Raw genomic sequence first — 12,512 nt, 5'->3', positions numbered from 1 at the left:
CGTCACCCCCGCGTCAGCGACAGCAGTTCCCGTGCCGGGCCGGTGGGCCGGTGCCCCGTCGGCCAGACCGCGCGCAGGTCGCGCCGCAGGGAGACACCCTCCACCGGGATGCTGACCAGGCGTCGCATCGCCAGCTCCTCCCTCACCGCCAGCTCGCTGAGGACCGAGGGGCCCGCGCCGCTGACGGCCGATGCCTTGACCGCCGTGGTCGAGGACAGCTCGATCAGGGGCCGGGCGAGGCCGCCGAGCGCCGCGTCCAGGACCTGCCGGGTGCCGGAGCCGCGCTCGCGGAGGATCAGCGGAGTGCCCGCCAGTTCCTCCGCCGTCACCGGGCGCCGGCGGCGGGCCCAGGGATGGCCGGGCGCGGTGACGACGATCAGGCGATCGCGGGCGATGACGGCGGAGTCCAGTCCCGTCGGGACCGACAGGCCCTCCACGAACCCGAGGTCCGCCTCCCCGGCCAGCAGGAGTTCCGCGACCTTCGCCGAATTGCCCGCGAGCAGCGACACGGCCGTGTCGGGCCGCTCGGCGTGCAGCGCGAGGAGCCAGCCCGGGAGCAGGTACTCGGCGATGGTCATGCTCGCCGCGACCCTGAGGCGCGAGTCCCGCCGGTCCCGCAGCGCCCGCGCTCCCGCGTCGAAGGCCGCCGCCGCCTCGACCACGCGACGGGCCCAGTCCGTCACCAGGGCGCCCGCGTCCGTCAGCCGGGAGCCACGGGGCGAGCGGTCGACGAGGGCCACACCCAGTTGCCGTTCCATGGAGCGGATCCGGCTGCTGGCGGCGGGCTGGGTGATGCCGACCTCGCGCGCCGCCGCACCGAGGCTGCCCAGCCGCGCCACCGCCAGCAGCAGTTCCAGCGCGGCCAGGTCGGGCACCCGGTGCGCCAGTGACGCCGTGCGCTCCGGTTCCCGGCGCTCTCGGTCCGTGGGCTCTCGCCGCCCCTCCGCCTCGCTCATAAGACCAGCTTATGCCCTGATAGGAAGGAACCCCCTGGTCAGGGGCGAGCGGCGGCGGCACGGTGATCCCATGGTCACCGCAGCCCAGCCCTTGCCCGCCCCTTCCGTCCCCCGTACCGCCCGGGTCCGCCACCTCGGCCCCAACTGGTACGCCACCGTCATGGGCACCGCCATCCTCGGTTCGGCCGGCGTCGCCCTGCCCGCGCACGCGGCAACTCTGCGCCACGTCTTCGCCGGAACCTGGGTCCTGTCCCTGATCATGCTGGTGACCCTGCTCGGGGCCCGGGCCCTGCACTGGACCCACCATCGCGACCGGGCCCGCGCGGATCTCCTGGACCCGGCCATGGCCCCCTTCTACGGCTGCCTGTCGATGGCCCTGCTGGCGGTCGGCGGCGGTGCCACGACGGCCGGGCGGGACCTGATCGGCACCGGCACGGCCGTCGCCCTGGACACCGTACTGTTCACCGCGGGTACGGCGGTCGGGCTCGCCGCCGCCGTGGCCGTGCCGTACCTGATGGCCGTACGGCACCGCGTCGAGCCCGCGCAGGCGAGCCCGGCCTGGCTGCTGCCGCTGGTCGCGCCCATGGTGTCGGCCGCGCTCGGCCCACTGCTGGTGCCGTACCTGCCGGCGGGCCCGCCCCGCGAGACCCTGCTGCTGACCTGTCTCGCGCTGTTCGGGCTGAGCCTGCTCGCGACGCTGCTGATGCTGTCGCTGGTCTTCGCGCGGCTCGTCTCGGGCCCGCTGCCGCTCGCCCTCACCCCGACCCTGTTCCTGGTCCTCGGCCCGCTCGGGCAGTCCACCACCGCGGTCGGCAAGATCGCGGACGCGGCTCCGGGGGTCGTCCCGGCCGCGGACGCCCGTGGCCTGCCCGTCTTCGCCGTCCTGTACGGGGTGCCGGTCATGGGGTTCGCGCTGCTGTGGCTGGCGCTGGCGACCGCGCACGTGGCGCGGGCCCGCCGGAGGGGCATGAGGTTCACGATGAGCTGGTGGGCGTTCACCTTCCCGCTGGGTACGTGTGTCACCGGCGCCATGGCGCTCGCCCGGCACACCGGTCTGGCGGTCTTCGACGCGCTGGCCGTCGGGCTGTACGCCCTGCTCGCCGCGGCCTGGGCGGCGGCCGCCGCCGGCACCGTACGCGGCCTGCTCAGCGGCGAGTTGCTCGCAGCGCCTCGGCCAGCACCCGTGGCGCCTCGGTCAGAGACGGGCCGTACCAGGTCAGGTGCCGCCCGCTGACCAGGGCGCAGGGCAGGCCGGGGAAGGCCTCCGGGCCGTCGTCGGCGGTGAACCGGTAGGGCTCGTCGGGCAGCACCACCACGTCCGGGGCCGCCGCCTGCAGTTCGTCCAACGGGACGCGGGGGTAGCGGTCGGGGTGACCGCAGTACAGGTGGTCGACACCGAGCCGGGTCAGGACGTCGCCGGCGAAGGTGTCCCGGCCCAGGACCATCCAGGGGCGGCGCCAGACCGGCACCACGGCCGTCGTACGGCCCTCGGGCCGCGGCAGCGCCGTCCAGGCCGCCTCCGCCTCGGCCAGCCAGCGCGGGCGCCCCGGCGCGCCGCACGCGGTGAGGACGCGCTCCAGTTCGGTGAAGGCCTGCGGCACGCTGCGCACTTCGGTGACCAGCACATCGAGGCCTGCGGCGCGCAGGGCGTCCAGGTCGGGGGCGCGGTTCTCCTCCTCGTTGGCGATCACCAGGTCGGGAGCGAGGGCGAGGATGCGGTCGAGTTCGGGGTTCTTCGTGCCGCCGATCCGGGTGACGTCCAGGTCCGGCGGGTGGGTGCACCAGCCGGTGGCGCCGGCCAGCACCCCGGGCAGCGTCACAGCCACCGCCTCGGTGAGGGACGGGACCAGGGAGACGACCCGCACTACCGCGACCGGTCCTGAACGGCCTCGATGTGCTCGGCGACCGCCACCACGACGACCCGGGTGTCCGGCACCGTCGCCCGCCACCGGTGGCGGACCCCACCGGTCAGATACAGGGTGTCGCCGCGACCGAGGCGATACGCGCGCCCCTCGGCCTCTATCTCCACCGCGCCGTCGGCGACGTACATCAGCTCGTCGTTGCGGTGCTGGAACTCGCGGCCGGCGTCGTGGTCACCGGTGAACTCGGAGGCGTGCAGCTGGTGGTGGCCGCGCACCAGGGAGCGGGTCCGGGGCTCGAAGCCGCCCTCGGCCGCCGGGTCGGCGCGTACGACGTCCACACTGGCCGCCGGGTCGGCGGCGGCGAGGAGTTCGACGGCCGTGGTGCGCAGGGCGTCGGCGAGCTTCTCCAGCGAGGTGCGGCTGGGACGGGCCCGGTCGTTCTCGACCTGGCTGAGGAAGGGCACCGACAGACCGCTGCGCTCGGCCACGGCGGCGAGGGTCAGGTCCAGGGCACGGCGGCGTCGCCGGACGGCCGCGCCCACCCGCACGGGCTGCTCTTTGTGGTCGCCCATCGCTCCGGCTCCCTCCCTCGCTCGTCGTGCCACTGTCCGGGTGCCCGGCTCGGGGCACACCTCTTCTGATGACTTCTCTGCACCCTACGCATGTTCGGCAAACCGTTTCACGTCGCTGTCACATACCCGACATGCTGCCGAGCCGCCACCCTCACGGTTCGCGCCAGCGTGGCGGGGCCCCGGGCCGGTCCCGGGCGGGGTCCGGGCCCGGGGCGAACATGCCGACCAGCAGGGCCGGGGGCCCGGGCAGGGGCCAAGGGTCGTCACGGACCGTGGTTGGCCGGATCCTTGCCGTGCCAGGAAAGGCGCCGCGCCCGTGCGGGACCACGGGGTGACGGCGACCGGCTGCTTCCTGGCACAGGCGCGCTCGAGCCCGGCGCGCACGGCACTGTCGGTGCGGTGCGGCATGATGCGAACGTGACCGGACGACTCATGCTGCTCGACACCGCATCGCTGTACTTCCGCGCCTATTTCGGCGTCCCGGACTCCGTGAAGGCACCGGACGGCACGCCGGTGAACGCCGTACGCGGACTGCTGGACTTCATCGACCGGCTGGTCAGGGACCACCGGCCGCAGCACCTGGTGGCCTGTATGGACGCCGACTGGCGGCCGCAGTGGCGGGTGGACCTCATCCCCACCTACAAGGCGCACCGGGTAGCCGAGGAGCACGAGGACGCGCCGGACGAGGAGGTCGTGCCGGACACCCTCTCCCCGCAGGTGCCGGTCATCGAGGAGGTGCTGGACGCGCTCGGCATCGCCCGGGTCGGCGTCGCGGAGTACGAGGCGGACGACGTGATCGGCACGTTCACCGCGCGCGCCGGGGGCCCGGTGGACATCGTCACCGGCGACCGCGACCTGTACCAGCTGGTGGACGACGCGCGCGGGATCCGGGTGCTGTATCCGCTGAAGGGCGTCGGCACCCTGCAGCTGACCGACGAGGCGGTGCTGCGCGAGAAGTATGGCGTCGACGGGCGGGGGTACGCGGATCTGGCGCTGCTGCGCGGCGACCCGAGCGACGGCCTGCCGGGCGTGCCCGGGATCGGCGAGAAGACGGCTGCCAAGCTGCTCGCCGAGTTCGGCGACCTGGCCGGGATCATGACGGCGGTCGACGACCCGCGGGCCAGGCTCACGCCGTCGCAGCGCAAGCGGCTCACCGAGGCCGGCCCGTACGTCGCGGTCGCGCCGAAGGTGGTGCGGGTCGCGGACGACGTACCGCTGCCGGACGTCGACACGGCCCTGCCGCACGCTCCTCGGGACCCGGCGGGCCTGGAGCAGCTGGCCGAGCGCTGGGGGCTCGGCGGCTCCCTGCAGCGGCTGTTGACCACACTCGCCGTGGAGCCCGGGTGACGGTACCTGAATATGCACGGTGACCGGAATATTCCGGCAAAGGGCTCTCCGCCGGGGCCGGGAGCGAGGTGTGACCGCAGAGCGAGGTGCTAACTTAGGCAAACCTAACCATCTTGCTGGAGGTCGTGATGGCAGAGCGTCCGGTACGAAAGCCGCGCAAGACCCGCACCGCCCATGTGGTCCGCACCGAGCGGCTGACCCCGCACATGCAGCGGGTGGTGCTCGGCGGCGAGGGCCTGGCCGACTTCGCGGCGGACACCTGCACCGACCACTATGTGAAGCTGCTCTTCGGCCCCGAGGGCGTGACCTACCCGGAGCCCTTCGACGTGGAGCGGATCCGGGCGGAGTTCCCGCGGGAGCAGTGGCCGGTGACCCGGACCTACACCGTGCGCGCCTGGAATCCCGAACTCCGTGAGCTGACCCTGGACTTCGTCGTCCACGGCGACGAGGGCCTGGCCGGCCCGTGGGCCGCCCGGGTGCGGCCCGGCGAGGCGGTGCGCTTCACGGGCCCCGGCGGCGCCTACGCCCCCGACCCCACGGCCGACTGGCATCTGCTCGCCGGTGACGAGAGCGCGCTGCCCGCGATCGCGCGGTCCCTGGAGGCGCTGCCCGCCGGCGCCCGCGCCCATGCCTTCGTGGAGGTGTCCGGCCCGGAGGAGGAGCAGAAGATCGACTCCGATGTGGCGGTCGTCTGGCTGCACCGCGGCGACCGGCCGGTCGGCGAGGCGCTGCTGGAGGCCGTACGCGCCCTTGAGTTCCCCGAGGGCCGGGTGCACGCGTTCGTGCACGGCGAGGCGGGCTTCGTGAAGGAGCTGCGCCGGCTGCTGCGGGTCGACCTGAACATCCCGCGCGAGGACCTGTCGATCTCCGGCTACTGGCGCCTGGGCCACAACGAGGACGGCTGGCAGGCCTCCAAGCGCGAGTGGAACGCCCGTATCGAGGCCGAGCAGGAGAGCGGCGCGGCGGCGGCCTGAGACCGGCCCGCGCTCAGGTCTCGTTGAGCTTGCCGAACGGGACGTGCACGCTCGGTGTGGTCCGGGACGTGCTCTGCAGGTGTGTGACCTGGTCGTCGAAGAAGATGTGCGGTCTGAGTACCTTCATCACCGCGCCTTTCTCGATGCCTCCGAGGAAGAAGGCGCCGTTGACCGTCACGCCCCACTGCTTCAGGCTCCGCACGGCCCTCTCGTGGGCCGGCGCGGCACGCGCGGTCACGATGGAGACGTGGACCCGGCTCGGGTAGTCCGGGTCGGTCCTGCGCCGTTCCTCCTCCCGGCGCTGTATCCGGTTCACACCGGCGAGGAAGTCCCGCAGCGGTCCCGGGTCGTGCGGGGTCGCCGCGTTGCGGGTCTCGTGTGCGCGGAACTCCTCCAGACCGCCGGACTGGTAGATCTGCTCGGCGGCATCACCGGCGAGCACACCGTCGAAGTCGAACGCGATCCGCAGCTCCGGGTCGGCCGGGTCGTCCGCGTACGACGATCCGAGCACATGCCCGGCGGGCAGGCCGGCCGCGACCGCCTCGCGTACGTCGTCGCCGTTCGCGGACAGGAACAGGGACATGTTCAGCGCGGTCATGAACGCGTACGGCGCCCTGCCCTGCATGAACACGGCCCGGCTGACCGGCAGTTCATGGGCCGCGATCGACCGCATGACCCGCAGGCCGGTGTCGGGGTCGTTGCGGGAGAGGATGATGACCTCGACAAGCGGATCGCCCGGCTCGCCGAGGTCGTTCAGCGACAGCAGCCTGCGGATGAACGCGAACGCGACGCCGGGGCGGAGCGTGGTGTCGACGTTCTGCTCCTGGTAGGCCCGGTAGGCCTCCTCGCCCTGCTCGCGGAAGACCGCGTCCGACTCCCGCAGGTCGAACAGGGCGCTGGAGGCGACACCGACGACGAGCCGGTTCGCGAGGTCGTAGGGCGGCATGTCCTACATCATCACACCGACCGCTGGTAGGAACGGAAGGTGCGGATCGACAGCCACACCGCCGCGACGGCGAGCGCGAGCAGCGCGCCGCCACGGCTGAGGACCACGCCCCAGTCGGAGTGCCCGGACATCGCGGCACGGCCCGCCACCATCGCCCAGTTGAGCGGGTTGAAGTCGGCGATGTGCCGCATCCAGCCGGGCATCTGCGAGGGTGCCATGAAAGCGCTGGAGAGGAAGGTCAGCGGCAGCAGCAGGAAGGTGTTGATGCCGATGATCGACTCGCGTTCGCGCACGAGCATGCCGAGCGCGTTGGACAGGGCGCCGAAGACCGTGCCGAGCAGGACGGCGACCGCCACGAGGATCGCGACCCCGGCGACGCCGCCGGGGTAGTCCGCGCCGCCGAGCAGGCCGAGCAGCACGATGACCACCGACTGGAACGCCGTGACCAGGCCGTTGTTGACGACGTTGCCGTTCATCAGCGCGGCCCGGCTGACAGGGGTGGTCAGGAAGCGGTCGAGGGTGCCGCGCTGGATCTCCTCCAACGTGCCCATCCCCGCCCACATGTTGGAGCTGAGGGCGCTCATCACCACCACACCCGGCACCAGGTAGTCCAGGTAGGAGGTGGTGCCGAAACCGCCCAGTTCGACGACCTTCTTGAACAGGTTGCCGAACAGGAACAGCCAGATCACGGGCTGGATCAGGGTGATGACGGCGTAGGCGGGCTGCCGGGCGAACACCCGCAGCTGGCGCTGCGTCATGTACCAGGTCTGGGTGAGGGCGACGCTCATCGCACACCTCCGGCGAGCACGGCCGCGGTCTCGGCCTCCGCCTCCGCGTACCGGCGGCCCGCGTGGCGCAGATAGACGTCGTCCAGTGAGGGCCGGGCGACGGTGGCCGAGGAGACGGTGACCCCGGCCCGGTCCAGAGCGGCGAGCAGGGCGGGCACCGTGGCCGCTCCGTCGTCGGCGCGGACGCTGATCCGGCGCCCCTCGCACAGCGCCTCGTGCACCCCGGGCAGGGCGGTCAGGGCGCCGGTGAGCAGGGTGCGGCCGGCCTCGCCGACCGGCTCGCCCAGCTCCAGGTGGACGGCGTCGCCGCGCAGTTCGCCCTTGAGGGCGTCCGGGGTGCCCTCGACCACGATCCGGCCGCGGTCGACGATCGCGATGCGCTCGGCGAGCCGGTCGGCCTCCTCCAGGTAGTGGGTGGTGAGCAGGATGGTCAGCCCCTCCTCGCCGGCCAGCCGGCCGATCTCCTCCCACATCGCGGTGCGCGCCTCCGGGTCGAGGCCGGTGGTCGGCTCGTCCAGGAAGAGCACCTCGGGGCGGTGCACCAGACCGAGGGCGACGTCCAGGCGGCGCCGCATGCCGCCCGAGTAGCCCTTCACCGGCCGGCGGGCGGCGTCGGTGAGGCCGAACCGCTCCAGCAGCTCGTCCACCCGGCGGTTCAGTGCCGCACCGCTCAATCCGTGGAGGCGGCCCTGCAGTTGGAGGTTCTCCCGGCCGGTCGCGACGGGGTCGGCGCCGGACTGCTGGGCGACCACGCCGATCGCGCGGCGCACCCGGTCGGGGTGGCGCAGCACGTCGTGTCCGGCGACGGTCGCGGTGCCGGAGTCGGGGCGGGCCAGGGTGGTGAGGATCTTGACGGTGGTGGACTTGCCGGCGCCGTTGGGGCCGAGGAGTCCGAAGACGGTGCCCGGTGTCACGGTGACGTCCATGCCGTTCAGGGCGGTGACGTCACCGGGATAGGTCTTGACGAGCCGGCGCGCCTCCACTGCGGGCGCACGGGTGTTCATGACGACAGCTCTCCTGCGTGTGTGTAGGAAGGAAGATCCACGTGAAGAGCGCCGGGCTATCCTGGGTGTGCCGCACCTCGATCGCCCGGAGCCGCCGCACGGCGGATCCGTTTCGGGGTTCGAGACCCCGGCGGAGCTGCTGCAACAGCCCCGCCGGGGTCGTGTTCTCTCTCAGGTGGTCACGGTGAAGTCCGGTGGCAGCTCCCCGGTTTCGTGGAAGTACCGCCAGCCGTCGACGTCCGGCAGCGTGCCGTCCTCCATCTCCGCCAGGAAACCGCGGACCCACTCGGCCTGCGCCGCGGTCATGTGCAGCTGGTACTCGATCTCGACGAGGAAGAGCCGCGGCAGCGTCTCGGACAGCTTCTCCAGCGCTCCCCGCCCGCTCGCCACCTGGACCTCCAGAGCACTGAGCCGCTCCCGAAGCAGCCGCACCACCTCGTCCGGGTGCAGCGCACCCATGAGCGAGAGGGCGGATTCGAAGATCGGGTACTCCTTCACCGGGACGGCGATGAGGTCCGACAGCCACTCGGTCATCTCCTCGCGCCCGGCGTCGGTCAGCCCGTACACCGTGCGCTCGGGTCGGTTGCCCTGCCGCTCCACGTCGGTCACCTCGACGAAACCGTGCTTCTCGAGGTTCTGCACGACCGTGTAGAGCGAGCCGTACTTGATCTTCGTGCTGGTGTCCTTGCCCTGGCGACGCAGGGTCTGGGCGATCTCGTACGGGTGCATGGGCTTCTGCCAGAGGGTCGCCATCACCGCGAGCGCCAGCGGGTTGCCGAGCTTGCGACGCTTCATGGTCACGACGATCACCTCGTTTCCGAATATCCGTTCACGAACATATCGCGTCCGTTCGCGAGGGGTCAAGACTTACGATGTATCGCGTGTCCGGTGATCGCGCACCGGTCAGTCGCCCCGCACGCGCGCGTGGAAATGCATGTCGTGCCATCCGTCGGCATGGAGCAGGGCGCTGCGCTTGGTGCCCTCGGCGGCGAAACCGGCCTTCAGGGCCACGCGGCAGGAGGCCTCGTTGGCGGTGGCGTGCGACAGTTCGAGACGGTGCAGACCGATCTCCTCGAACGCCCAGCGGGACAGCGTGGTAGTGGCCCGCACCGCGACACCCCGGCCACGCGCGCGTGCCACCGTCCAGTACGCGACCTCGGCGCAGCCGTCGTCGAGCAGGATCTGGCGCAGCGCGACACGGCCCAGCAGTTCGTCGGTGTCCGCGTCCACGACGGCCCACTGGGCCTGGCATTCGTCCGTCCAGCAGCTCTGCCACTGCGTGATCCAGCCGGCGACCTCCTGCTCGGAGTCGGCGGACCTGATGTGCCACTGGTGCATCAGCGGATCCTGGAAGGCGGCGTACACCGCGGGCGCGTCCTTCGCCTGCCAAGGGCGCAGCAGCAAGCCGTCACCGCTGGGAAGGCTGGGCTGGGGGACTCGGGCGAGGGTGCCGGCCGGCACGACCGGGCTGTTGAGATACGGCATGATCCACATCCTGCCCACCGCACGGCCGCCCGCCCACCGGTTTCCGCCTCGTACCCTTGACCCCGATGAGACGCCGTACACCACCCCCGCCCGCCCCGCTCCCCCAACGCAACGGGGTCGACCCCGTGCGGGTGCGGCTGCCGTACGGCGGGACGTGGGCCACCGTGCGGGAGCATCTGGTGGAGCGGCTGACGGGGGCCCCGCCCGGCATGGTCGAGTCGATGTTCGACTCCGGACTGATCGTCGGCGCCGACGGGCGCGGGGTGGCGCCGGACGCGCCGTACGAGCCGGGGATGTACGTGTGGTTCCATCGCGAGCTGCCCGCCGAGGTGCCGGTGCCGTTCCCGGTGGAGGTCGTCCACCAGGACGCGCACATCGTCGTCGCCGACAAGCCGCACTTCCTCGCCACGACCCCGCGCGGCAGCCATGTGACCGAGACCGCGCTGGCCCGGCTGCGGCGCGAGCTGGGCATCCCGACGCTGAGCGCCGCGCACCGCCTGGACCGGCTGACGGCGGGGCTGGTGCTGTTCACCGTGCGGCCCGAGGAGCGCGGGGCGTACCAGACGCTGTTCCGGGACCGGCGGGTGCGCAAGGAGTACGAGGCGATCGCGCCGTACGACCGCTCGCTCGCCCTGCCCCGGACCGTGCGCAGCCGGATCGTGAAGGAGCGCGGAGTGCAGGCGGCCCGGGAGGTCGAGGGCGAGCCGAACGCCGAGACGTACATCGAGTCGGCCGGGCAGCGCGGCGGGCTGGCCCGGTACCGGCTCGTCCCGGCGACCGGGCAGACCCATCAGCTGCGGGTGCATCTCAGCGCGCTCGGCGTCCCCGTCCTCGGCGACCCGCTGTATCCGGAGGTGACCGCCCCGGTGCCGGCCGGCGACTTCCGGCGCCCGCTTCAACTGCTCGCCCGCAGGCTGGAGTTCACCGATCCGGTCACCGGCGCGGAGCACACGTTCGCCAGCGGACGCGTGCTCCAGGCCTGGGAGTCGTACGACGGCTGGGCGGGCCGGGGCTGAGCGCTCCGCCGGGTGAGCCGCGACGGGCCGTCCTCCGGGTGCGGTTACTCCCCACGCCACCAGTTGAGCAACCGCCGCCAGACGCCCCGGCGGCGCACCGCCGGCTGCGGAGCCGTGGAATGGGGCTCGGGCGTGACGGGACGGGGGGTGGCGGGGCGGGGCTCGACGACCGCGGGCCGGTCGGGGCCCGGGGTGCCGGGCTGCCAGGTGCGCTGCGGCGGGAGGGGCACGGGCCTCGGCAGGACGTTGACGTCCTGCTGCGGCTTCGGCTCGAAGCGCACGGGCAGTGACACCAGGTGCCGGGAGGCGATGGACGCACGCCAGCGCAACTCCTCCTCGGCACAGTCGAGTTGGATGTCGGACAGCCGGATCAGCAGCGCGTCCACGCCGACGTCGGCGATGGCACGGCCGATGTCCTGGCCGGGGCACTCGTGCGGGCCGCCGCCGAAGGCGAGGTGGGAGCGGTTGCCCTGCATGCTCGCAGACAGGTCGGGGCGGATGCGCGGGTCGAGGTTGCCCGGCGCGGGCGCGAAGAGCAGGCCGTCGCCCTTGCGGATGCGCTGCCCGCCCAGCTCGGTGTCCTGCTTGGCGTAGTAGCCGAGGACGGTGCTGAACGGCGGCTCGTCCCACAGGGACTGCTCGATCGCCTCCGGCACGGTCATCTGGCCGCCGCTGAGCTGGGCGCGGAAACCCGGCTCGGTGAGGACCATGCGCAGCGCGTTGGCGAGGAGGTTCGCGGTGGCCTCGTAGGCCGCGAAGAGGACGAGCCGCAGGTGTTCGCGGACCTCGTCGTCGCTGAGCCCGGCCGGGTGGGTGATGAGGTGACTGGTGAAGTCCTCCTCGGGCCGGGCGCGGCGCCGGGTGGTGAGCCGGTTCAGCGCGTCCATGACGTAGGCGTGGCTCTGGATGGCGGTCTCGGTGCCCTTCAGGGCGTCCCGGGCGGCCTGCACCATCCGGTCGTTGTACTCCTCGGGCATGCCGAGGATCTCGCACATGACGGCCATCGGCAGATGCTCGGCGAACTGGGGGACCAGGTCGGCCCGCCCGCGTTCGCAGAAGCTGTTGACCAGGCCCTGGGTGTGGCGGCCGATGTGGCGGCGCACGGTGCGGTGGTCGATGGTCCCCATGGCGGCGGTGACCGCCGCGCGCAGCCGCTGGTGCTCGTCGCCCTCGGCGTGCGAGCAGATCGGCTGCCAGGCGATGTGCGGCATCAGCGGGTGGTCGGGCTTGACCGTGCCCTCCACCAGCGGGGTCCAGACCCGGCTGTCGCGGGTGTACACGGAGGGGCTGCGCACCAGTTGCTGGTTCTCGGCGTGCCCGAGGACCACCCACATCGGTACGTCGTCGTGCAGCAGCACGGGTGCCACGGGGCCGTGCTGGTCCCGCAGCCGCTCGTAGAGGCCGCCCAGGTCCTCCGCGTCGGGGCCGTAGAGCCGGTGCAGTCCGCCGGGGCCCGGTCGGTGCGCGGGGCAGCCCCGCGGCGGTCCGGCGTTGGGGTCTGTGTCGGTCAGGGAGGAGGGTTCAGACGTCACGGTGTCGCTCCGGAACGAAAGGGAGAGGGG

13 protein-coding genes are annotated in these 12,512 nt (G+C 72.7%); 4 read left to right on the top strand and 9 right to left on the bottom strand.

The genetic code is table 11. The features are described from left to right. Window positions 1-2: 2 nt before the first annotated feature. A complete protein-coding gene (locus tag ACWGJ5_RS17310; protein WP_453310551.1) occupies window positions 3-956 on the bottom strand; it encodes a LysR family transcriptional regulator in 954 nt (317 codons plus the stop codon). A gap of 70 nt (window positions 957-1,026) precedes the next feature. On the opposite strand from ACWGJ5_RS17310, the gene ACWGJ5_RS17305 reads away from it, so the two are divergent. Beyond that, window positions 1,027-2,190, top strand: a complete 1,164-nt coding sequence (locus tag ACWGJ5_RS17305; protein WP_453310550.1) for a TDT family transporter — start codon at window positions 1,027-1,029, stop codon at window positions 2,188-2,190. Here ACWGJ5_RS17305 and ACWGJ5_RS17300 read toward each other — a convergent pair. Together ACWGJ5_RS17300 and ACWGJ5_RS17295 are read right to left on the bottom strand one after the other, a co-directional pair. Further along, window positions 2,102-2,821: a helical backbone metal receptor gene (locus ACWGJ5_RS17300; protein WP_453310549.1), complete on the bottom strand. Its 720-nt coding sequence runs from the start codon at window positions 2,819-2,821 to the stop codon at window positions 2,102-2,104. The genes ACWGJ5_RS17305 and ACWGJ5_RS17300 overlap by 89 nt on opposite strands. After that, entirely contained in the window at window positions 2,821-3,390 is a 570-nt protein-coding gene (locus ACWGJ5_RS17295; RefSeq protein ID WP_228618696.1) for a helix-turn-helix domain-containing protein, read from the bottom strand. Before ACWGJ5_RS17295 ends, ACWGJ5_RS17300 begins: the two co-directional genes overlap by 1 nt. A 417-nt stretch (window positions 3,391-3,807) precedes the next feature. Between ACWGJ5_RS17295 and ACWGJ5_RS17290 the strand changes: the two genes are divergently transcribed. Together ACWGJ5_RS17290 and ACWGJ5_RS17285 are read left to right on the top strand one after the other, a co-directional pair. Continuing rightward, the gene (locus tag ACWGJ5_RS17290; RefSeq protein WP_453310548.1) at window positions 3,808-4,737 is read left to right on the top strand and encodes a 5'-3' exonuclease; all 930 of its coding nucleotides are present in this window, start codon (window positions 3,808-3,810) and stop codon (window positions 4,735-4,737) included. Between the two features lie 128 nt (window positions 4,738-4,865). After that, window positions 4,866-5,711: a siderophore-interacting protein gene (locus tag ACWGJ5_RS17285; protein WP_453310547.1), complete on the top strand. Its 846-nt coding sequence runs from the start codon at window positions 4,866-4,868 to the stop codon at window positions 5,709-5,711. A gap of 13 nt (window positions 5,712-5,724) precedes the next feature. On the opposite strand, the gene ACWGJ5_RS17280 is transcribed toward ACWGJ5_RS17285, so the two are convergent. The 5 genes from ACWGJ5_RS17280 to ACWGJ5_RS17260 all read right to left on the bottom strand — a co-directional run bounded on the left by ACWGJ5_RS17280 (window position 5,725) and on the right by ACWGJ5_RS17260 (window position 9,934). Then, window positions 5,725-6,657, bottom strand: coding sequence for a 5'-nucleotidase (locus tag ACWGJ5_RS17280; RefSeq protein WP_453310546.1), 933 nt, complete (start codon window positions 6,655-6,657; stop codon window positions 5,725-5,727). Window positions 6,658-6,668: 11 nt separating this feature from the next. Then, window positions 6,669-7,445: an ABC transporter permease gene (locus tag ACWGJ5_RS17275; protein WP_453310545.1), complete on the bottom strand. Its 777-nt coding sequence runs from the start codon at window positions 7,443-7,445 to the stop codon at window positions 6,669-6,671. Next, window positions 7,442-8,449: an ATP-binding cassette domain-containing protein gene (locus ACWGJ5_RS17270; protein ID WP_453310544.1), complete on the bottom strand. Its 1,008-nt coding sequence runs from the start codon at window positions 8,447-8,449 to the stop codon at window positions 7,442-7,444. The genes ACWGJ5_RS17275 and ACWGJ5_RS17270 overlap by 4 nt, the downstream gene beginning before the upstream one ends. A 171-nt stretch (window positions 8,450-8,620) precedes the next feature. Beyond that, window positions 8,621-9,244, bottom strand: coding sequence for a helix-turn-helix transcriptional regulator (locus ACWGJ5_RS17265; RefSeq protein ID WP_453310607.1), 624 nt, complete (start codon window positions 9,242-9,244; stop codon window positions 8,621-8,623). A gap of 108 nt (window positions 9,245-9,352) precedes the next feature. Continuing rightward, window positions 9,353-9,934 (bottom strand): GNAT family N-acetyltransferase, encoded by a 582-nt coding sequence (locus ACWGJ5_RS17260; protein WP_453310543.1) that lies wholly within the window; start codon window positions 9,932-9,934, stop codon window positions 9,353-9,355. Window positions 9,935-9,999: 65 nt separating this feature from the next. On the opposite strand from ACWGJ5_RS17260, the gene ACWGJ5_RS17255 reads away from it, so the two are divergent. Beyond that, window positions 10,000-10,950: a pseudouridine synthase gene (locus tag ACWGJ5_RS17255; RefSeq protein WP_453310542.1), complete on the top strand. Its 951-nt coding sequence runs from the start codon at window positions 10,000-10,002 to the stop codon at window positions 10,948-10,950. A 44-nt stretch (window positions 10,951-10,994) separates the two neighbouring features. Here the strand turns inward: ACWGJ5_RS17255 and ACWGJ5_RS17250 are convergent, their stop codons facing one another. Beyond that, window positions 10,995-12,482, bottom strand: coding sequence for a cytochrome P450 (locus ACWGJ5_RS17250; protein ID WP_453310541.1), 1,488 nt, complete (start codon window positions 12,480-12,482; stop codon window positions 10,995-10,997). Window positions 12,483-12,512 lie beyond the last annotated feature (30 nt).

The sequence above is a fragment of the Streptomyces sp. NPDC054783 genome (assembly GCF_053611725.1).
The sequence above is the reverse complement of the archived record's forward strand: the minus strand, read 5'-3'. Positions and strand labels throughout refer to the sequence as shown.

Bases quoted from the DNA above. Each gene is read 5' to 3' on its own strand.
- ACWGJ5_RS17310 (WP_453310551.1), bottom strand. From the start codon at position 956: ATGAGCGAGGCGGAGGGGCGGCGAGAGCCCACGGACCGAGAGCGCCGG.
- ACWGJ5_RS17305 (WP_453310550.1), top strand. From the start codon at position 1,027: ATGGTCACCGCAGCCCAGCCCTTGCCCGCCCCTTCCGTCCCCCGTACC.
- ACWGJ5_RS17295 (WP_228618696.1), bottom strand. From the start codon at position 3,390: ATGGGCGACCACAAAGAGCAGCCCGTGCGGGTGGGCGCGGCCGTCCGG.
- ACWGJ5_RS17285 (WP_453310547.1), top strand. From the start codon at position 4,866: ATGGCAGAGCGTCCGGTACGAAAGCCGCGCAAGACCCGCACCGCCCAT.
- ACWGJ5_RS17280 (WP_453310546.1), bottom strand. From the start codon at position 6,657: ATGCCGCCCTACGACCTCGCGAACCGGCTCGTCGTCGGTGTCGCCTCC.
- ACWGJ5_RS17275 (WP_453310545.1), bottom strand. From the start codon at position 7,445: ATGAGCGTCGCCCTCACCCAGACCTGGTACATGACGCAGCGCCAGCTG.
- ACWGJ5_RS17270 (WP_453310544.1), bottom strand. From the start codon at position 8,449: ATGAACACCCGTGCGCCCGCAGTGGAGGCGCGCCGGCTCGTCAAGACC.
- ACWGJ5_RS17265 (WP_453310607.1), bottom strand. From the start codon at position 9,244: ATGAAGCGTCGCAAGCTCGGCAACCCGCTGGCGCTCGCGGTGATGGCG.
- ACWGJ5_RS17260 (WP_453310543.1), bottom strand. From the start codon at position 9,934: ATGCCGTATCTCAACAGCCCGGTCGTGCCGGCCGGCACCCTCGCCCGA.
- ACWGJ5_RS17255 (WP_453310542.1), top strand. From the start codon at position 10,000: ATGAGACGCCGTACACCACCCCCGCCCGCCCCGCTCCCCCAACGCAAC.